This window comes from Microcoleus anatoxicus, assembly GCF_042465725.1.
GTDB classification, from domain to species: domain Bacteria; phylum Cyanobacteriota; class Cyanobacteriia; order Cyanobacteriales; family Microcoleaceae; genus Microcoleus; species Microcoleus anatoxicus.
Genome location: NZ_CP120853.1, coordinates 3,336,942 through 3,357,170 on the forward strand (window position 1 = coordinate 3,336,942; position 20,229 = coordinate 3,357,170).

The window sequence follows — 20,229 nt, forward strand, 5'->3', positions numbered from 1 at the left end:
CTCATCGTTTAGATGAGTATCTAGATGATTGAAAATAATGAACAGCGCTATGTTCAGATCAATGAATGCAGAAGAATTAGGCAACATATAATGGGGTTAATCAGATGAGTGAAAGTAATGAACAACGCTATGTTCAATTGATGAAGGTAGCGTCGCAAAAAATAGCCGATTTACAAGCTGAAGTTGAGCGATTAAAGCAGAAAGAACGCGAACCGATCGCTATTGTTGGTATGAGTTGTCGCTTGGCAGAAGCCGATAATCCTGAAGCATTTTGGGACTTACTTGCCAATGGTGTAGATGCCATTCGAGAAGCCCCAAAGGGTCATCATTCATATCTAGATCCCTATTACGACCCAGATCCAGACGTGCCAGGCAAGGTGTATATGCGGCGTGCAGGATTTCTCAACCAATCTCCCACAGATTTTGATGCTAGTTTTTTCGGGATTTCCGCCAGAGAAGCAGCAAGTTTAGATCCTCAGCATAGACTGGTGATGGAAGTAGCTTGGGAAGCCTTAGAAAACGCTGGATTTGTCCCCGAAAAATTGGCAGGCAGCCAGACAGGTGTTTTTATTGGGATATGTGCCAATGACTACGTTTGGCAACTTGTCAAACAAGACCCTGTAGAAACAGATTTCTACATAGGATCGGGGAACGCCTATAGCCCAGTGGCAGGCCGCCTTTCTTACTTCTTCGACTTTACGGGCCCTTGTCTCGCTGTTGATACTGGCTGTGCTTCTTCATTGGCTGCCATTCACTTAGCTGTCACCAACTTGCGAAGGGGAGATTGCAACCTGGCGCTGGCTGGAGGCGTACAGCGATATGTCTCGCCGGAATATTGGCTCAACCTTTGCAAATCCCGAATGCTGTCTCCAGATGGTCGTTGCAAAACTTTTGCGGCAGGAGCAAATGGTTATGCTCGCGGCGAAGGTTGTGGCATCATCGTTCTCAAACGTCTTTCAGATGCAGTAGCTGATGGTGACAATATTCTGGCCTTAATTAGAGGCACAGCGCATGGGCAAGATGGACGAACCAGCGGTCTAACTGTACCTAGCGGTTCTTCTCAGCAAAATGTGATTCGCAGAGCGCTTGCCAATGCAGGTATTAAGCCCAAAGATGTCAATTATATTGAGGCTCATGGTACAGGTACTTCTCTGGGAGACCCAATTGAAGCAAATGCTTTGATAAAGGTTTTTCGCCAACGGGAAGAACCTCTGATCTTAGGTTCTGCGAAAACTAATATCGGACACTTGGAAGGAGCAGCAGGCGTAGCAGGTTTGATCAAAATCGTTCTGTCCTTACAAAATGAGCTGATTCCACAACACCTACACTTCAAAGAGCCTAGCCCTTATATTGCTTGGGATGAGATGCCAATAAAAGTGGCAAGCGAACAGATACCCTGGCCAGCAACAGATAAAACTAGGTTTGCTGGAGTTAGTTCCTTTGGTTTTACGGGCATCAATGTCCATGCTGTTCTTTCAGAAGCACCACCAGTAGCAGCAAAAAGTGAGGCAGAAACTTGGAAGCGCCCCCTACACCTGCTCACTCTTAGTGCCAAAACTAAACCCGCACTCGAACAGATGGTTCGTAACTACGAGAAGCACTTAGCTACCCATCCCAACTTAGAGTGGGCTGATGTCTGTTACACAACTAATACTCGGCGCACTCATTTCCACGAACGTTTAGCTGTGGTTGCCGACTCAGTTTCTCAAGCACGAGAAAAATTATTAGCTCATCTTGCAGGCTCAGAAAACACCCATCTGTTTAAAGGTAGCAAGAGCGAAAGTCAACCTCAAATCGCTTTTCTATTCACAGGTCAAGGTTCCCAGTATCTAGGGATGGGACGGGACCTATACGAAACACAACCAATTTTTCGTCAGGCATTAGACCGCTGTGAGGAAATTTTAAATGCCATTGGGAAGCAGGAAAAATCGTTACTCTCCGTCCTGTACCAAAGCGCTGACAGTTCACTCCTAGAGCAAACCGCTTATACCCAGCCAGCGCTATTTGCCTTAGAGTACGCCCTAGCCTCTATGTGGAAATCTTGGGGTGTAGAACCAACCGTAGTCATCGGTCATAGTGTCGGGGAATATGTAGCAGCTTGCATAGCGGGGATTTTCTCCTTAGAAGACGGATTAAAAATGATTGCTGCCAGAGGGCAGTTAATGCAAAAACTGCCATCTAACGGAGAAATGGTATCTCTGTTAGCTTCGGTTGAACAAGTGGCAGAAGCAATCAAAGATACGAACTTAGTAAGCATCGCGGCTATCAACGGGCCTGAAAGCGTCGTCATTTCTGGGGAAGGGGAAGCGGTACGTCGAGTAGTGCAGGAGTTAGAACACAAGGGAATTAAAACTAAGCGCTTAAAGGTTTCCCATGCCTTCCATTCAGCTTTAATGAAGCCAATGCTGGCTGAGTTTAGCCAGGTGGTGCAAGAGGTGACATTCCACCAACCCAAAGTCAATTTTATCTCCAATGTCACGGGCAACTTTGAGCGCGTTTTACCCACAGACCCAGAATATTGGGTAGATCATGTGGTCAAACCAGTGAAATTTGCTGACGGTGTGGAGACGTTACAAAGAGAAGGAGTAGAGATATTTGTGGAGATGGGGCCCCAACCTATATTGCTGGGTATGGGTCGTCAGTGCTTGCCATCAGGGTATGGAACCTGGCAGCCGACGTTACAGCTAGAGCAAAGCGATTGGCAAGGGGTGCTTCAGGCTCTAGGTCAATTGTATGTAAAGAGCGTGGCGATTGATTGGGAGGGCTTCCATCGTGACTATGGCTACCGCCAAGTGGGAGTACCAACTTATCCTTGGCAGCGAGAGCGCTACTGGATTGATGTGACACATACACAACCTCTGACGCAATCTGACACCCAGAGCGTTGCCCATTCGCTCGGTCAACCATCACCTCAGCAGCCCACTGGCAAAGATTTTGCCGATCAGGTGGTGTGGGAACCACAAGATAAACCTTTGATAGCTGGTATTCTCGAAAAGAAAGAGGGAGAAGGAACTTCACTCAATTTGGTCGAACAGTTAAAGGCAACTGAGAAAGAGCAACGTAAAGCACTGTTAATTGCTCATATTCAATCTCTATTGTCTCAGGTTTTGGGAGATAAACATGATAGGACTTTCTCCCTATCACAAGAATTTTTCGACTTAGGAATGGATTCTATGACATCCCTAGAGCTAAGAAATCGCTTGCAAAACTTGATAGGCATCCCATTGTCATCAACTTTGTTTTATAAATATCCAACAGCAGAGGCATTAGTTCATTATTTGATTCAAGATGTGCTTGCTACTTTTGTAAGCTTTGATGATGAATAGGGCTTAAACTGCTCCCCGGAGTCGCTTCCGGGGCAGTGTTTTCGCCTACTAATTAGGGTTGGCTGAAAAAGTTGTCCGTGATAGCGTAGCGTGACGTAAGTCATGGGCAGGGAACAGGGATTATTGAGAATTAAAACCGATAGTTATTGACTGCGAGACCGTAAGATATGCCAATACGCCCGTACTTCGTTCAGGAAAAACCGTTCGGCTGACGCTCACTGTGGCGCATGGCATTCGTATTTAAATAGTTTGAACCTAGTACCTGGGCATCAGCATCAGTTCCTCAATCACGGCCGCATCGTTCAATTGAGCAATATGTAAAATTGACTGAGCCACTATTTCTGGGGTTAACATGGCTGAACGGTCAAAGTTAGCTTGGACGGTTTCCGTATCCCAAAGTGGTGTATTGACAGCACCAGGACAGATTACACTGACGCGAATATTGTGCGCACGTTCTTCTACAGCTAGGGTTTGAGAAAGAGCCATCAACCCAAATTTGCTGACACAGTAAGCTCCCCATTCAGCAGTAACTTGTTTACCAGAATCGGAAGAAACATTAATTATTATTCCAGACCGGCGATCGCGCATACCTGGTAAAATCCCCTGAATACATTGGAATACGCTCGTGAGATTTAGATCAATAACTCTTTGCCAGTCTGCTAAAGGTGTTTCTAGTAATAACCCAGTATAACCCATCGCGGCGTTATTCACGAGAATATCGATCGGGTTGTAAGTGGTATCGATCGCCCTGATCTGTTCTCGCACTTCGTCAATTTTGGCTAAGTCTAAGGGAAAAGCTTTGGCCTTTACACCAAAATTTCTAGCTGCTTCTGCTACTTGTTCAAGTTTTTCGCCCGAGCGGCTTACCAGCGCTAAATTAATTCCAGCTTCGGCAAAAGCTAATGCTGTTGCCTTACCAATTCCACTACTTGCACCTGTAATGAGAGCACAGCGTTGTGTCTGACTATTCATACAAATCTCCAAATCTACAAATGCTATATTATAGCAACCGCCTTGGCGGTTAGGGCATAAACTGTAAGTAGACCTTTTTGCAGCGCGATCGCAAAATTTATTGCTATATTTTATTTAATCCATATTCCTGATGATGAAAATAGCCTATGTCTTCCTCCGAAATGAACACAAATCCTATTGACGACAGCATCATCGCTACAAAGTCTGGTCAAACCAATCCTTCAATAAAACAGAAGGACATTCAGATCAGAACTGCATCAGCTTCCGACCAGAGACATATTAGTGCTGCAATGCTTCTAGCCTTTAACAACGATCCTGTGATCCGCTGGATGTATCCTGACCCCTATCAATATCTCACTTATTTCCCACTCCTGTTTGGAGCATATATGAACGAGTCCTTAGCCCACCAGACTTCTTATTATGTTGATGGTTATGGGGGTGCGGTGCAATGGATTCCGCCAGGGATAGAATGGGATGCAGAACCATTAAGGAAAGTATTTCAAGAAGGTATCGCTGAGTCACGCCAAGCAGAGGCATTTGAATTGTTCGATCGATTGGGGCATGATCATCCTAGTCAGCCTCACTGGTATCTGGCGTTTCTGGGTGTGGAGCCAATTCAACAGCGTAAAGGCTTTGGTTCAGCCCTATTGCGGCCTGTTCTGGGACAATGCGATCGCGATAGTATTCCTGCCTGTGTGGAATGTCTTACCAAAAACGTAGCATTCTATAAACAGCAAGGGTTTGAGTTAATTAGCCAGTATCAAGTTGGTGATACACCGATTATTGTCAGAATGATTCGCCAGCCACAATAGCAGGTTGGTGATGCCAAAAAAATTTTCCCATCCCTGTGTTCTCGCCTCATGAAAGCCGGAGGTTGAGTAACAGTAGTAACTGTATTAACTAATGCTCCCAATCGTTAACTTTTACTTCCAGGCATATTGCTCGTCATGCCAAACAGATAGTAAAATCGCTCTATGCTAAGTAGTCGGACAAAAATAAAGTTAACTATGAGGACAAGGGAACAGGGAACAGGGAACGGCGAACAGTAAAGGTTTCAGGCTTGTTAATATTTATTAACACAGTGTCGTTTACTTTTGTCCGACTACTTGAGGAAATTCATACCAGGTTTAGTGATGAGGAAAATCTTTAACTAAGCAGTAAAACACCCCCGAAACCGTGTATTAGCATCAGAGAGTGGGTAGTCCCACCTCTTCATCACTCCTTTTATTTTGTAATGTAGCATCAGATGCGATCGCGATTGCCTCAATCACGATCTAATTCTGTAGATATTCTATAGTTTTCTCTAACTGCTAGGAAAATTAGTCACATCCAGATAAAATTAAATTGGTAAAGCTAGTTGGACAAAAATAAACAACGTCATTGCGTTGGCGTTACACTTTAGGCTATAAAATTAACTCCGTAAGGAGAATCATATAAACAGGACTTTTTTTATGAAAATTGGTATTGTTGGCAGCGGGAAGATTGGTGGCCCACTAGGAAGGCTCTGGGCACATTCGGGGCATAACGTATTCTTTTCCTCGCGAAATCCCGATAGTCTACGCGGACTGGTTGAAAAGGCGGGTAACGGAGCGCAGGCAGGAACACCTGAAGAGGCGATCGCTTTCGGAGATGTTGTTCTAGAAGCTGTTCCCTTCTGGGCGACGATATCATTGCCAGCAGATGCACTCGCTGGGAAAATACTCATCAGCGCTTCAAATTACTACCCTCTGCGTGATGGCGAGATTGAGATTGACGCACCAAGCCAAAGCGAAGCCATTGCTAAGAGGCTTCCGCAAACAGCGGTTGTTAAGGCGTTCAATATGATGTTTTTTGAAGAGATAGAGGCTCGAGCCAATGGAGAGCTCTTCTCTGAGCTAGCCATCTTTTACGCTGGTGATGATGTAGAGGCAATGGCGATCGCAGCTCAGTTGATTGAAGAAGCAAAGTTTGTGCCTGTAAAAGCCGGATCGCTAGCTGAGGGGCGCTACTTTCAAAATGGGGAACCACTCTATGCTCGGTGCTGGTCGGAAGAGGTAGCTCATCAGGCTCTCGCTCAGGTCAAAGCTCTCAGGGTAAGGGCTTAGGCTTTTGAACCTCAAAAAAGATTGCAACAATTAAGTGATTGGACAGAATTAATTACACATTTTAGATCGCCGAAGTAAGGAGCTTTTTTAAGGCATATCAACTCAACCCCTTACCTGGTAGGTCTTTCAACTTCCTTGTCGCCCTTTGAGGCTACCCTAAGATAATTCTTGGATGTCCTGACTTTAGATGTAGACACGGCGAATGTTTTTATGGTATTATCTTGCAAGGCACCAGCCACAGCATTATGCCTCTGTGTGATTTCCCCAAACGCTCATTGCTGCATAATGCCTGGGACAGTTACCAAATTATTGAGGATGAATTATGGCTCCTATTTCTAATGAGTCAATTGATGCCAGTATTGAACAGCGCAAGAAAGCGGGAATAAAAAACCATCGTCTCCAGCGCTCTATTAAATGGTTTTCTGGAGGTTTAACAGCAGCCTTAATTGCATCATATGGTGCGGCTGCAATTAAAGCTGAAGCATCGAAATCTACTGCCGTTCAACAAGGTGTTACTAACTTAAAACTGGACGGAATTTCACCTAAGCAAGGTTCAATCCCCTCCGGGATGGAACATCCTCCCTATAAGGTCTCTCGCGGTGAGTTGACAGCCGCACAAAAAAAAGTTTTAGGAACTTGGCGGCTCGTATCTTGGGAAAACAAGGATGAAGAAGGGAAAGTTACCTATCCATATGGAAAGGATGCTCTTGGCTACCTTATTTACAGCCCCGATGGACATATGTGTGCAACCCTTTCAAAAAACAAACGTCCTAATTTTCCTGGAGGAGACATTTTGGGAGGAACATTACAAGAACAGGCCGAGGCAGTAAAAACATATATTGCCTATTGCGGTAAATATGAAGTCAAACCAGATAGAGTTGTTCATCTGCCTGATGTCAGCCTGTTTCCGAATTATATTGGTACAAGGCAAGAACGCTTCTATAAATTTGAGAATGGCAAGCTGGTATTGAATCAGGCTCCAGAATTGATGGATGGTAAGAAACAAACTGCTTTTATAATTTGGGAGCGCGTTCCAGAGTAACCGTTTACAGGATTCCCAAACGTTACTCGAAAAAATAGGTACGCATTGATGGTAGATTAAGAAGCCTAGATGTAATGTGCCTCGTTTTCGGAATTAAAATTTGCCACTCTTGTTTCCAGGGATATTACCAACCACTGGTTCACAATCTACCACTCTGGCGAACAAGCGTGGCATTTACAGATTTAATCCTGCTTCATAAGACAAATACTAATTTCTGATATAAATCCAGTCTAACCAGCGCCGATAGTAATGTCTTAACTCTTGCACTCAGGTATCTTGCTAGCTGGCATAAACAAATTTTTTACAACGTAAGCCTAATTTTTCTACCGTACAAGGCATTGTTAAGATATTATATTTAGAGACAAGCTTATTTTCCTTAAGGTAATATTATTTATGAAAACAGAAATACCTAATCTCTGGATTAAATGTCCCCAGTCCAATCCACAAGCCAATTTACGCTTATTTTGCCTACCCTATGCAGGAGGTGGGACATCGATTTTTCGTCTCTGGCCTCAAGAATTGCCGTCAAATGTAGAGCTTTGTGCGATTGAGCTGCCGGGAAGAGAAAATCGCATCAGAGAAAAACCAATTTCAGATATTGAAATTCTGGCAGACAACTTAGTGGAGGTCTTACTGCAACATTTGGATAAGCCATTTGCGATCTTTGGTCATAGTATGGGATCGCGAATTGCTTATAATCTAACTAGAAAACTCCACCAAAGAAACGTCAATCCGGTCTGTTTATTTGTATCAGGCAGCTATGCTCCGCACTTACCTGAATTAAATCCGCCCGTTTATTTGTTATCTGATACAGAATTTATTGAACAAGTAGTCAGGATTTACGCTGCTATACCAGAAGTACTCTTAGCAGATAAAGACCTCATGGAATTGTTCTTACCTATTTTGCGAGCAGATGTGACTGTAGGAACCACATATATCCCTTTCCCAGATGAACCTCTTGATTGTCCCATTTTTGCTTTGGGTGGTCTTGAAGATCCGGAAGCCAGTCATGATCTTCTTGCTTCTTGGCGTGATTACACCCGTTCCTCATTTTCAATAGAGATGTTCCCAGGTGGACACTTTTACCTGAATGAAAATGAAAATAGACAACTTTTGTTGCAGTTTCTATCTAAAACGCTAAAAGACTATTTATAGCTCCCATATCGCATCCTCGACTGTCACCAAGATAAATAGATATATAGCAGTCCTAAATGAGTCGTAAAGTTTTTTACCCCACCCCAACCCTCCCCTTATTAAGGGGAGGGAGTAAGAAATTCACAAATGATTTAGGATTGCTATAGTGAACTGCAAACATAAATCCTCAAAACCACAAACAGGGCATTGTTGAAACCACATTATCTACAAATAAAGGGATTCTTAAGCAATACCTTTGCCAATCTCCAAGGATGAGTTGATGATGCTATAGCTAAAAACGGCGAAGGCATTGTAAATTGATAGCTTGTGACTCAACCTCTAACTTTTCAAACATTCTCTTAAGTGCCAGACCCCATAACTCAATACTCGATCTATGAACCTAGTTCTTCCAGCTCAGTATAATTTTATACCCCGCTACTTCCGATTAGCTGTAGCCAACGTCCTATCAAGTATTATGGTTCCACTGGCCAATATAGCTAGTGTCATGTTTCTGGGTCATCTTGAAGAAATTCGCCACTTTGCTGGAGTCAACATTGCTGGAAACTTGCTTAACTTTCTCTATTTAGCTTTATTCTTTTTACGAATGGGAACCACTGGAGTTACAGCGCAAGCAGTGGGACGAGATGACCGAGAAGGTATGTTGTTAGTAGGACTGCGTAATGGCTTAATAGCTCTAGTGCTAGGTGTCGCTCTCATACTCTTACAATACCCTTTGGGAGAACTTGGATTTGCTCTGATAAATGTTCCCCCAGAGATTAAATCTTCAGGGCTTGCCTATTTCAACACCCAAATTTGGGGAGCACCTGCAATTTTACTCAATTTTGTGTTGATAGGTTGGTTTCTAGGGCGAGAAAAAAATGGCTTAGTTGTGTTTTTGTCAGTCCTTGGAAATGGTGGCAAAATCGCACTTGACTATCTACTTATTGTCCACCTGGGATGGGCAAGTGTAGGGGCAGGAGTTTCTTATGCTACAAGCCAATATTTAGCGTTGTTGGTGGGAGTGATATTTTTTTTCAAGGAATTCCAGTGGATTGAAATCCGAAGCCTATTTGGAAAAATATGGGATATATCAGCTATAAAATCTAACTTGACTCTCAATACAAACATCCTGCTCAGCAATTTAATTCTTCTGGTTGTCTCCTTAACATTCAGCTATCAAGGAGTACAAATGGGAACGTTAATTTATTCTCAAAATGCCTTATTGTGGCTGATATTTAACCTTAATACATATTTTGTAGAGGGACTGGGGTTTGGTACAGAAACTTTGGTCGGAAACTTTAAAGGAAAAGGAGATTCACAACAATTACCACCCATAGCTTTTGTTTCTCTCTCAACTGCTCTCGTGGTAGGAGTGTGTTTCGGCGGAGTGTGCGTGCTATTTCCCGATAGTATTTTTAGGTTGTTCACTAACCACACTGAAGTCACCTCAAATATAAATATTTCTCTGCCTTGGTTACAAGCTATCTTAGTATTTTGTTCAATAGGTTATACGCTGGAAGGATACTTCTTGGGTTTAGCACAAGGACAGATCCTCCGCAATGTTAGCATAGTTCCTTTTGTAGTCGCTTTTATACCTACAAATATTGCGTTTTTTAAGTTTCCAAGTAACAATCTTTTGTGGTTTAGTGTATCTTTGTTTTATGCAATCAGAATGGTGATGTATATAATAAATTTATTCAGTACATTTGGTAGTAATGTTGTTGATGGTGGTGAGTCAATCCCGGCTTTAGAAGAGAATCGCGCTTTGGGTGGTGATTTGTAAGTTGGCCCATAAATGTAGGAGACCGCAATCATAATCACTCAAGACCGCAATCAGGATTTTTTCCAGCTAACTGATTGATTCTTTCCACAATTCCTATTTCATCAACTAGACCGGCTATCAAGCCCAGATGATCTAGGTTTTCTACTTTCATCTGGGATGCTTTCTGCATGGGCTGCTGAATCCTGATTTGAGCGTTCATCGCGATCGCCAGTTTACACTATTTTTGGTGATGATTGGTTACCCAAGAGCGATCGCAATTAACGCACTTTCGCGGATGCGAGCGGGTTACGGATATGTCATAAACTTGGTCTTTTACCGAGCGCTACCAAAATAATTGAGTATTTTTACTCGCTCTTGTCTCGGATGATTCACTTTTACCCCCTCAATTCGCGTATGTGCCAGTTGGGGGTGCGGAATGTGGGTTGTATCGGAATGATTTAACCGCGAAGGCGCGAAGTACGCGAAGCAAGAGAAGAGAGAGTTTAATACAGGACGATGAAGAGAGGATTTTATATCACCCCCCCCTGCCCCCCCTAGGGGGGAAGGAAGAAGGAAGAAGTCACCCCCCCCTGCCCCCCCTAGGGGGGAAGGAAGAAGATCGAGGTGAAGAATGCTGATACAGCAAGCTTTTTAGCAACCGGGGTTTTTTATGAGTTATTCAGGATTATCTGCCTCCGACAACCACATTTTTAATCCGTAAATGGGGGCCGCCGACACTGACTGGTAAGCCGCCCTGGCCGCCTTTACCACAACCGCCGTAGGCATAAACTGAGTCATTTCCGATCGCCTCAATATCCTTGAGCGTCTGAAATACGTTACCACTTAAGGTGACATCGCTCACAGGTTCTGCTAATTTGCCGTCGCGAATCATGTAACCTTGAGCCGCTGCAAAGGTAAACATCTCACCGTTGGTTTGTCCTCCCAGCATCCGCACTGCATAAACTCCTTCCGCGATGTCACCAATCATGTCATCAAAAGAATTTTCTCCAGATTCGATCGCCGTATTAGTCATGCGTACCAAGGGCATAAAAGTAGCACTCAAAGCCCGCGCATTTCCCGTGGGACTTTCGCCCATTTTGCCGGCAGTTTCCCGATTGTGCATTCGAGTGGTTAACACCCCATTTTTAATTAAATGCTTGCACTGGGCGGGTACGCCTTCGTCGTCGTATTTCAATGTTCCCGGTAATCCTGGTAATGTGGCATCATCGATGACATTCAATTGTTCGATGGCGACTGGTTTACCCAAGGTCAACAATTCCTGCATTTTGGGGTTTTCGTAAATGCCGTCTGCTTCCGATAAATGGCCGAAAGCTTCGTGAATAAATACCCCTGATAAATAAGGGTCTAAAATGACTGGATACTGGCCACCTTTGACTGATTTTGCTTCTAGTTGACTGACAGCTCGAACGGCCGCACTCTTAACACGATCTTCAATATTTGTCAAGACATTGTAGTCCGATCGCGAATGAATAGACTCAAACCCTTGGCGGACAATGCCGCCGTCACCACGGGCGATCGCGCCAAAACGTCCGGTGACATCCAATCGCTCTTGAGCGATGGAAGTGCCTTGGGAATTTACAAAATAAGTAATTCCAAATCGATCGCTATAACCGGCAATTGTAGTCTGAATCCGCGGGTCATAATCTAATAACAATTGGTTGTAAGATTCGAGCAATTGTCGCTTTTGGGCTAAAGTAATGGAGCGAGGATCGCTACCTAATTCCACCGCTACATAATCTTGAATCGGGGTGACATCTGCTAGTATAGTTTTTTCGCTACCTACTAAGCGAGACTGAATTACAGCTTCTTCAATACGGTCTTTTAATTCAGCCAAACCATTAAAAGTGACAAAACTCCAGCCACCTTTGTGACAGGCGCGGATACCACCAGCAAGGCTAAAACTGCGGTTGACAGCATCCAACTGAGGCCCACGAAAACTAATGGCTGTTGACTCGCTTTGTTCGAGGCGAACTTCTAGATAATCTACCCGATCGCGGTAGGGTGCGATCGCTTCCATCAATTGTTCCTGCATCTATTTGTCCCTAGGAGTGAGTCGCCTTAGCGTTGTAAAGAATAGCTAACTTTATTTTAATCCGCTGAATCGACTAAAAGCCGATCGCCCCCAAGGGTAAATTGGCAGCTACGCATTTAAAGTGTTGGTTAGGGAGGGAGTGGAAGAGGCGGAGAATGGGAGAATGGAAGCCAATTAGCGAGATCCGACTAAAATAAATCTATCTTAAGACTGAAAAAAATCATTAAATTAGACAGAAATGCCTGACTTGAGGATGAAAAATTGGCAAATTTCACCGTATTTAGCCGCAATTACCGCAGCAGTAGCAATTGTGGCCGGAGTTTGCATTTTAGATCGATCTCAACAGCAGCGGTTTTTACTGGAAAACCGTGCTACTACTCTCAATCAACTCAGCACAATTCGTTCTAATCTCGAAGGTAAGTTGAACTCACGGCTGTTTTTGATGCGCGGTTTGGTGGCGGATCTTTCCAAAAACCCAAACATCAGCGAAGAGGAGTTTGCAGCTACCGGGAGAATTCTGCTGGCAAACCAAACTGGCATTCGCAGTATAGGTTTAGTGAAAGGGACCATCATCACTTATATGTATCCGCGAGAAGGAAATGAATCGGCGATCGGGGTGGACTTGACTACCGTACCTCAGCAACGAAAAATGGTCGAAGAGGCGATCGCGACTCGCAAAACTGTACTGGCGGGCCCTGTGAAATTATTAGCGGGGAATGTGGGCTTTGTCAGTCGATCGCCCATTTTTCTGACACCACCGGGCGCAGATCCAGAAAGCGGTGATTTTTGGGGGTTAACAGGGGTTCTCATCGACGAAGATACCCTCCTCCAAGAGGCAGGGATCAAAGACCATTCTGCCCAGCTACAATACGCTCTGCGAGGCAAAGATGGCAGGGGTGTGACCGGGGAAGTGTTTTTTGGCGACTCTGCAATTTTCCAGCAAGCACCCGTATTGCTGGAAGTGACATTGCCCAACGGTTCCTGGCAGTTAGTCGCCATTCCCCTGGGGGGATGGCCCCAGAATTCGCCACAGCGGGGGTTGCTGCTTGCTGGTGGTGGTTTGCTGGCAGTTGTGAGCTCTGTGGTGGTCTTTAGTTTGGTGTATGGATCTACAAAGCTGCGAGAAAGTGAGGCTAAATACAGGCAATTGGTAGAGAATGCCAATTGCATTATTGTGCAGTTAGACCGTGAGGGAAATGTTACTTTTTTGAACGAGTTTGCTGAAAGTTTTTTTGGGTATTCACAAGCCGAAATTATTGGCAAAAATGATTTCTGGAATCTGATATCGGAGACAACTTTGTCGAAAAATCAACTCCCTGCCATGATGCGGGAATTCCTGCTACACCGGAATCGATACTTTACAATTCAGGAGAATGAACAGATCCGCCGTCATGGAGAAAGAGTTTGGATCGCGTGGCGAAATCAAGCTTTGCGAGATCGGAAAGGCCGTTTGAGAGGGATGTTGTGTATTGGAACTGATATTAGCGATCGCAAAAAAGCTGAAATCGCCTTACAAGATTCTGAAGCAGAACTGCGAGCTTTATTTGCCGCCATGAATGATGTCATTTTTGTAATTGATATAGAGGGAAGATACCTCAAAATTGCGCCGACAAATCCCAGCCTTTTGTACAAACCACCGACGGAAGTTATCGGCAAAACTATCGCCGAGATTATGCCACCAGAAATAGCAGATTTTTTCCTAAATCAAATTCGACTCACCGCCGAAACCAAACAAACCAATTCACTAGAATACAGCTTACCTATAGGAGACAAATACCTCTGGTTTGCTGCTACTATTTCACCTATGCAGTCAAACACATTTCTGTGCGTAGCCCGTGACATTACGGAGCGCAAGCAAGGTGAAAGTTGGTTAGCCGCCCAAAAACAAATATTAGAAATGATTGCTAAAAGTGCGCCTCTGGGCGATACTTTAAATGCCTTAGTGAAAATTATCGAGCAGCAATGTCCAGATGTCATGGGTTCGATATTGATTCTAGATCGAGATGGCAAACACCTGGTGAACGGAGCTGCACCGAGTTTACCTGAGAGTTACAATGCTGCTATTGAGGGCATGGCGATCGGTCCCAATGTCGGTTCCTGTGGCACTGCTATCTATCGGAAAGAGTCTGTGATTGTTACAGATATTGCCACCGATCCGTTGTGGGAAGATTATCGAGATTTTGCTTTAAGTTTTGGACTGAGAGCTTGTTCATCTACTCCTATTCTATCATCTAACGACAAGCTTTTGGGAACCTTTGCCATGTATTATACTGAGCCACATACCCCGAAAAATTTGAGTTTGAATTCAGAGATTTGGTCAAAAATTTAGCAGGAATTGCCATCGAGCGCAAACAAGCAGAAGAGAGTCTTCAACAATTGAATGAAAACTTAGAACATAGAGTGTTACAGAGAACAGAAGCACTGCGCCAAAGTGACGCACGAGAAAGAGAAAGAGCTCAACAACTCGAACAAGCGCTGTTGGAATTGCGCTCTACTCAAAGTCAGTTAGTTCAAACGGAAAAAATGTCTTCTTTGGGTGAAATGGTTGCTGGGATTGCTCATGAAATCAATAATCCGGTTAACTTTATTCATGGCAATATTAAATATGTCGAGGATTATACGAAACAGTTAATGGAATTGGTCGATTTGTACGCCGAAGAATATCCAGAGCCTAATTCTATAATCCTTGATAAAATTGAAGAAATGGATTTAGATTTTGTCTCAGAAGATTTAAATAAAATAGTGAGGTCGATGGAGGTAGGAACAAAACGTATCCGGCAAATTGTTTTGTCGCTCAGGAATTTCTCGCGACTGGACGAATCGGAAATGAAGCCAGTGGATATTCATGGAGGAATTGACAGCACTTTGTTAATTTTGCAGCACCGATTGAAGGGGGTTAATGGGTGGCCGGAAATTAATATAATTCATGAATTCAGCAACATACCACTGGTGGATTGTTATCCTAGCCAACTGAATCAGGTATTTATGAATATTATTGCTAATGCCATTGATGCGATCGAGGAACGGTATCAAAAGTTCTCTGTGGCGGCAGCGGAGGCAAATCCTGGCAGAATTGCGATCGCCACTGAGGTGATTGGTGAGAATATGATAGCGGTGGAAATCTCCGACAATGGTACGGGAATGCCACAGACGACGATCGATCGCATTTTTAATCCGTTTTATACTACAAAAGAAGTGGGAAAAGGTACGGGCTTGGGAATGTCGATTTCTCACTCGATTGTGGTTCAGAAGCACAAAGGCCAAATAGAGTGTTTTTCAGAAATAGGACGCGGTACAACTTTTAGGATTTCAATTCCCATTAGTCTGGTGCCCAATTGACCGAAAACAATAAGCGATTAAAATAGATTCAAGCTGCTGGCGAAGCGGTGCTGCATTGAACCATTTATTTTTAGGAAATTTGACATGATGGGATTGCTCCTAGAAGCGTTGCAGTCAATGGGACACAATGTCCGATGGATGTCTTGGAATTTGTTCTTAGCATTAGTACCGTTAGCGCTGAGTTTTTGGCTGTTTCGCAAACCTCGATCGCGCTGGCTGATGTGGGGGACAAGTTTTCTGCTGGGGGCTACTTTTTTGCCCTCTCTATCCCTGGTTTTTTTACATCTGAAGTACATTGTCCATGATTTGGGCAAAACTTACGTTTTGGGGGCGATCGCGATTACGCTGACACTGATGGCTGTAGATATCTGGGTACTGCGACAGCGCGGTGTGCGTTCTCTCCGCTGGTGGGGTGGTTTTTTGGCATTCATTGCCTTTTTGCCCAATGCGCCCTATGTTTTAACTGATATCATCCATTTGATCGACCAGATTAAACAGGGACACTCGGTGTGGGTGGTGACTCTAGCTTTGATTCCCCAATATTTGGTGTTTACGATCGCAGGGGTTCAGGCTTACGTGCTGTCGGTGATGAGTTTTGGTTACTATTTGAGCCAACAGGGTTGGGGCAAATTTGTCCTAGTAGCAGAGTTAACTATACACGCACTTTCGGCGATCGGCATTTATTTAGGGCGATTTATCCGGTTCAACAGTTGGGATATCATTACTAATCCCGATGCGTTAGTTAATACTGTGATGAACGATTTGATGGGGAAACGTCCGGTTTTATTAATTGCTGCGACTTTTGTAGTAATTGCTAGTTTGTATTGGGTGATGAAGCAAATTACTTTGGGGATTAGCCAGCGATTTTACCCGAATCAATCCCAGTCAGAGTTTTCCGGTGCCAGCGGTAATTCTTCCGAACCCATCGATGTGAGATTTTAGATAGAAGATTTGAGATGCGTTCGGACCTAAACCCCCGACTAATTCTGGCAAGTCGGGGTTCTAAAAGAAGGTAACACAATATAATAATATGTATATATTTTAGCATGGGCGAGATTCCTACCTTGACTACTCAGATTCCTCAGAACTTTGTGCAAACGATCGCCAAGGAGCGCGGTGTCACAGATGCCGAGTTAGAAACTGTGTTTATGGCTCTCGATGGTCAAACTACGGCCGCGATCGCCACCAAGCTTGGTATTAGCGACATCGCAGTTCGCAAAAGACTAGGCGAGGTTTACAAAAAGTTTCAAATTGGCGGAAAGGGCCCGGGAAAATTGTCAGAATTGAGGCATCAGTTACTGTTGTCATACCATCAGGAACTCGGTTTCAGGGATTTTAGTCCCACAGGTAAAGGAAGCCTATCAAAAATGGCGATCGCACACCGACAACAAGATTGGGGCGAAGCACCGGATGTTACGGTTTTTTACGGACGGACTCAAGAATTAAACACTTTAAAGCAGTGGATTGTCTCAGATAATTGTCGGCTGGTGGCGTTGTTGGGCTTGGCTGGTAGCGGTAAAACAACTCTGTCAGTAAAATTAGTCTCACAGATCCAGAATGAGTTTGATTTTGTGGTTTGGCGCTCTTGGCGATCGCACCCGACTCCTCAACTGTTTCTCACCAACTTAATTCAATTTTTTTCCAACCACCAAAGAAGCGATTTACCACCAGAGAACGACAACATCAACGGTCAAATTTCCCTGCTAGTTGAGTATTTGCGCCAGCACCGATGTTTGCTGATTTTCGACGATTTTGAAGCCGTGCTGAAGCCGGAAGAACTAGCAGGACATTACCGAGAGGGTTGGGAGGAATATCGAGATTTAATTGTGCGGATATCAGAGGTTAATCACCGTAGCTGTCTGCTGGTAATTAGTGCAGAAGAACCTACAGAAATCGCTTTGCTAGCTGGGGAAAAAGTACGCTCTTTCAAACCAGAGATTTCCCTGGAAATTGCCCAGAATATTTTTCAAGAAAAAGGTTTATCTGCTAAAAATAGTGAGTGGAAAATTTTGTTAGGGCGCTACGGAGGAAATCTATTAGCATTTAAGATTGTAGCCACAACGATTCTGGATTTTTTCGAGGGGAATGTTGGTAGTTTTTTGGAAGCAACGGCATTATTTATTGAAGAACATATTAGCAATCTAATCGCGCAGCAGTTAGAGCGAATGTCTACTGCTGAAACCGAGATTACCTATTGGCTGACTATTGCGGAAACTCCGGTTTCCCTCGGAACTTTGCGACAGGAAATTTTTGCTAAGTATTCTTTTTCTGATTTAGTGAAAAATCTCGATTCTTTGAGCCGCCGCTCGTTGATTGAAAAAATCCATCAGGGTACAGAAACAGTGTTTGTGCTTCAGCCTTTGATGATGAAATATGTTGCCGATAGGTTAGTAGAAAAGCTTAAATATGAGATTTTGGAGACGATTAAGACGCAAAAAATCGAAAATATGCGGTTGTTGAAAGATTATGATTTTAGCATAAATTTTGCTAAAAAAGTAGGGAAATACGAGGCAACCAGTTATATTCTCAGAATGGTAAAAAATCGGTTGCAAGTTTTGTGTCAGAAAACTCAAGGAGATGAAGAACTTTTAAATATCCTGAACAAACTTGCATCTTTGCTGGCAGAGAAATCGACTTTTGAAGTGGGATATGTTAGAGAAAATATGGCGCTTATTATGGCACAAACTGAGTCTTAAAACTGAGATACCAGACTTTGTGAAGCAGTCTGGTATCTCACAGTCACAGAGTTGGATTATTTGACAATACCCAAAACTGAGGCTGATTCAGAACCTGTAATTTTAACCAAAGCAGGAGCTGTTTGAGCCTGGGCAATTTTGGGAACCAAAAGTTGATTCGCATAAATCCGAGGATTTTCTTGAGCGATTTGGATGTAAGATTCCCGGACTTCTGCATTCACTGCCACAGTCTTGGCATCATAAACTTGCATCGCCATATTGGGATAGAAACCAATGCCAACAATCGGGATTAAAAAGCAAAAGGCGATCGCCACTTCGCGAGGTTGAGCATCGATAAATACTGCATCCGCAGGCAAAACGCAACTATTACCGAAACAAACCGCTTCATCCAGATTATTTCTCTGATTTTGCAAATCTAAATCCTCGATGTCACAAGCGGCTGCTGCTCCAGAATTATAGAAGAGCTGGCGCAGCATCGAGAGCAAATAAATCGGTGTCAAAATCAGTCCTACCGCCGCCAGGAAGACAATCACAGCCCGGAAAGAATCGCTATAGATATCGCTAGTTGCCACACCGACAAATACCGAAAGTTCGCTAGCAAAACCACTCATACCGGGAAGTGCCAAGGAAGCCATAGCGCCTGCGGTAAACAAGGCAAATACTTTGGGCATGACTTTACCAATCTCGCCCATTTCATCCATGATCATGGTATGGGTGCGATCGTACGTAACGCCGGCCAGAAAGAACAATACTGAGGCGATTAAACCGTGGGAAATCATTTGCAACAGAGCACCATTGATTCCCAAGTCATTGAAAGAAGCAATACCCAGGAGTACAAATCCCATGTGAGAAATAGAGGAATTCGCTAGGCGGCGCTTCATGTTGGTTTGGCCGAAGGAATTCAGTGCTCCGTAGATAATGTTAACTACGCCCAGCACGGCCAGAATCGGTGCAAAGTAAACGTGAGCTTTAGGAAGCAGTTCCAAATTCAGACGAATCAGGCCATATCCGCCCATTTTTAACAGCACACCGGCCAGAATCATGGACACGGGAGAAGATGCTTCGCCGTGGGCATCAGGTAGCCAAGTGTGGAAGGGGAAAATCGCCAGTTTCACGCCGAAGGCAATCAACAATCCCGCATAAAGCAGTAATTCTAAACCCAGGGGGTAGTCTTTCAAGCCTAGTTCTACCATATCGAAGGTGATATTGCCTCCGCCGTAGAATGCCATTGCTAAAGCAGCTACCAGAATGAAAATTGAAGCGCCAGCGGTATAAATCAAGAATTTGGTGGCTGCGTAGCGACGGTTTTGTCCGCCCCAAATCGAGATTAGCAGGTAAACCGGAATTAGTTCTAGTTCCCAGACAATGAACAGTAGCATGATGTCTTGGGCGACGAATACTCCTATCTGTGCCGAGTACATCACCAGCATCAGGAAGTAGAAAAGTCGGGGTTTGCGATCGACCTCCCAGGCTGCAAAAATTGAGAGAGTCGTCACCAGTCCAGCCAACAGTACCAAGGGTACTGACAATCCGTCAACCGAAACAGACCAGTTGAGACCCAGAGAAGGTATCCAGGGGTATTGCTCTACGATTTGGAAAGTAGAGATTGTGGGATCGTAATGGGTCCAAAACACCCAGCACATGAGTACAAAGTCTGCCAAACCGACGCCTAGGGCGTACCACCGAACTGTTTTGCCCCCTGTATCGGGTAGAAAAGGGATGGCGACGGAAGCTAGGAGGGGTAACAGGACTATCGCGGTCAGCCAAGGAAATTGATCCGCTATCATAATGGGAATAAATACTTACTGGAAGATGACTAAG

General features: G+C 44.1%; 14 protein-coding genes. 10 read left to right on the forward strand and 4 right to left on the reverse strand.

The features are described from left to right. Window positions 1-104: 104 nt before the first annotated feature. Window positions 105-3,326 (forward strand): beta-ketoacyl synthase N-terminal-like domain-containing protein, encoded by a 3,222-nt coding sequence (locus tag P2A85_RS14305; protein WP_377473179.1) that lies wholly within the window; start codon window positions 105-107, stop codon window positions 3,324-3,326. A 255-nt stretch (window positions 3,327-3,581) separates the two neighbouring features. Here the strand turns inward: P2A85_RS14305 and P2A85_RS14310 are convergent, their stop codons facing one another. Further along, a complete protein-coding gene (locus P2A85_RS14310) occupies window positions 3,582-4,298 on the reverse strand; it encodes an SDR family oxidoreductase (protein WP_377473181.1) in 717 nt (238 codons plus the stop codon). 146 nt (window positions 4,299-4,444) lie between these two features. On the opposite strand from P2A85_RS14310, the gene P2A85_RS14315 reads away from it, so the two are divergent. The 5 genes from P2A85_RS14315 (at window position 4,445) to gntT (ending at window position 10,341) form a co-directional block, all read left to right on the forward strand. After that, a complete protein-coding gene (locus P2A85_RS14315; protein WP_377473183.1) occupies window positions 4,445-5,110 on the forward strand; it encodes a GNAT family N-acetyltransferase in 666 nt (221 codons plus the stop codon). A 639-nt stretch (window positions 5,111-5,749) separates the two neighbouring features. Further along, window positions 5,750-6,382, forward strand: coding sequence for an NADPH-dependent F420 reductase (locus P2A85_RS14320; protein ID WP_377473185.1), 633 nt, complete (start codon window positions 5,750-5,752; stop codon window positions 6,380-6,382). Between the two features lie 322 nt (window positions 6,383-6,704). Beyond that, window positions 6,705-7,424 carry a lipocalin-like domain-containing protein gene (locus P2A85_RS14325; RefSeq protein WP_377473187.1) on the forward strand — a complete coding sequence of 240 codons (720 nt, stop codon included), beginning with the start codon at window positions 6,705-6,707 and terminating at the stop codon, window positions 7,422-7,424. Between the two features lie 393 nt (window positions 7,425-7,817). Then, window positions 7,818-8,579 carry a thioesterase II family protein gene (locus tag P2A85_RS14330; protein ID WP_371114614.1) on the forward strand — a complete coding sequence of 254 codons (762 nt, stop codon included), beginning with the start codon at window positions 7,818-7,820 and terminating at the stop codon, window positions 8,577-8,579. A gap of 373 nt (window positions 8,580-8,952) precedes the next feature. Next, window positions 8,953-10,341, forward strand: coding sequence for a guanitoxin biosynthesis MATE family efflux transporter GntT (gene gntT / locus P2A85_RS14335; RefSeq protein ID WP_377473190.1), 1,389 nt, complete (start codon window positions 8,953-8,955; stop codon window positions 10,339-10,341). A 34-nt stretch (window positions 10,342-10,375) separates the two neighbouring features. Here gntT and P2A85_RS14340 read toward each other — a convergent pair whose 3' ends face one another. Further along, window positions 10,376-10,540 carry a DUF4277 domain-containing protein gene (locus P2A85_RS14340; protein ID WP_377473192.1) on the reverse strand — a complete coding sequence of 55 codons (165 nt, stop codon included), beginning with the start codon at window positions 10,538-10,540 and terminating at the stop codon, window positions 10,376-10,378. Between the two features lie 465 nt (window positions 10,541-11,005). Further along, window positions 11,006-12,373: a TldD/PmbA family protein gene (locus tag P2A85_RS14345; RefSeq protein WP_371123412.1), complete on the reverse strand. Its 1,368-nt coding sequence runs from the start codon at window positions 12,371-12,373 to the stop codon at window positions 11,006-11,008. A 253-nt stretch (window positions 12,374-12,626) separates the two neighbouring features. Between P2A85_RS14345 and P2A85_RS14350 the strand changes: the two genes are divergently transcribed. The 4 genes from P2A85_RS14350 to P2A85_RS14365 all read left to right on the forward strand — a co-directional run bounded on the left by P2A85_RS14350 (window position 12,627) and on the right by P2A85_RS14365 (window position 18,408). After that, window positions 12,627-14,702, forward strand: a complete 2,076-nt coding sequence (locus P2A85_RS14350) for a PAS domain S-box protein (protein WP_377473194.1) — start codon at window positions 12,627-12,629, stop codon at window positions 14,700-14,702. Further along, complete coding sequence (locus P2A85_RS14355) at window positions 14,687-15,712, forward strand: sensor histidine kinase (protein ID WP_377473196.1); 1,026 nt, start codon at window positions 14,687-14,689, stop codon at window positions 15,710-15,712. The genes P2A85_RS14350 and P2A85_RS14355 overlap by 16 nt, the downstream gene beginning before the upstream one ends. A gap of 84 nt (window positions 15,713-15,796) precedes the next feature. After that, window positions 15,797-16,654 (forward strand): DUF1361 domain-containing protein, encoded by an 858-nt coding sequence (locus tag P2A85_RS14360; protein WP_377473198.1) that lies wholly within the window; start codon window positions 15,797-15,799, stop codon window positions 16,652-16,654. A 122-nt stretch (window positions 16,655-16,776) separates the two neighbouring features. Next, window positions 16,777-18,408, forward strand: coding sequence for an NB-ARC domain-containing protein (locus tag P2A85_RS14365; protein WP_377473200.1), 1,632 nt, complete (start codon window positions 16,777-16,779; stop codon window positions 18,406-18,408). Between the two features lie 56 nt (window positions 18,409-18,464). Here the strand turns inward: P2A85_RS14365 and P2A85_RS14370 are convergent, their stop codons facing one another. Then, entirely contained in the window at window positions 18,465-20,195 is a 1,731-nt protein-coding gene (locus P2A85_RS14370; protein WP_371114608.1) for an NAD(P)H-quinone oxidoreductase subunit 4, read from the reverse strand. Between the last annotated feature and the right edge of the window lie 34 nt (window positions 20,196-20,229).

Coding starts and splice junctions, on each gene's coding strand:
- P2A85_RS14340 (WP_377473192.1), bottom strand. CDS start 10,540: ATGAACGCTCAAATCAGGATTCAGCAGCCCATGCAGAAAGCATCCCAG.
- P2A85_RS14305 (WP_377473179.1), top strand. CDS start 105: ATGAGTGAAAGTAATGAACAACGCTATGTTCAATTGATGAAGGTAGCG.
- P2A85_RS14350 (WP_377473194.1), top strand. CDS start 12,627: ATGAAAAATTGGCAAATTTCACCGTATTTAGCCGCAATTACCGCAGCA.
- P2A85_RS14320 (WP_377473185.1), top strand. CDS start 5,750: ATGAAAATTGGTATTGTTGGCAGCGGGAAGATTGGTGGCCCACTAGGA.
- P2A85_RS14370 (WP_371114608.1), bottom strand. CDS start 20,195: ATGATAGCGGATCAATTTCCTTGGCTGACCGCGATAGTCCTGTTACCC.
- P2A85_RS14315 (WP_377473183.1), top strand. CDS start 4,445: ATGTCTTCCTCCGAAATGAACACAAATCCTATTGACGACAGCATCATC.
- P2A85_RS14330 (WP_371114614.1), top strand. CDS start 7,818: ATGAAAACAGAAATACCTAATCTCTGGATTAAATGTCCCCAGTCCAAT.
- P2A85_RS14345 (WP_371123412.1), bottom strand. CDS start 12,373: ATGCAGGAACAATTGATGGAAGCGATCGCACCCTACCGCGATCGGGTA.
- gntT (WP_377473190.1), top strand. CDS start 8,953: ATGAACCTAGTTCTTCCAGCTCAGTATAATTTTATACCCCGCTACTTC.
- P2A85_RS14310 (WP_377473181.1), bottom strand. CDS start 4,298: ATGAATAGTCAGACACAACGCTGTGCTCTCATTACAGGTGCAAGTAGT.
- P2A85_RS14325 (WP_377473187.1), top strand. CDS start 6,705: ATGGCTCCTATTTCTAATGAGTCAATTGATGCCAGTATTGAACAGCGC.
- P2A85_RS14360 (WP_377473198.1), top strand. CDS start 15,797: ATGATGGGATTGCTCCTAGAAGCGTTGCAGTCAATGGGACACAATGTC.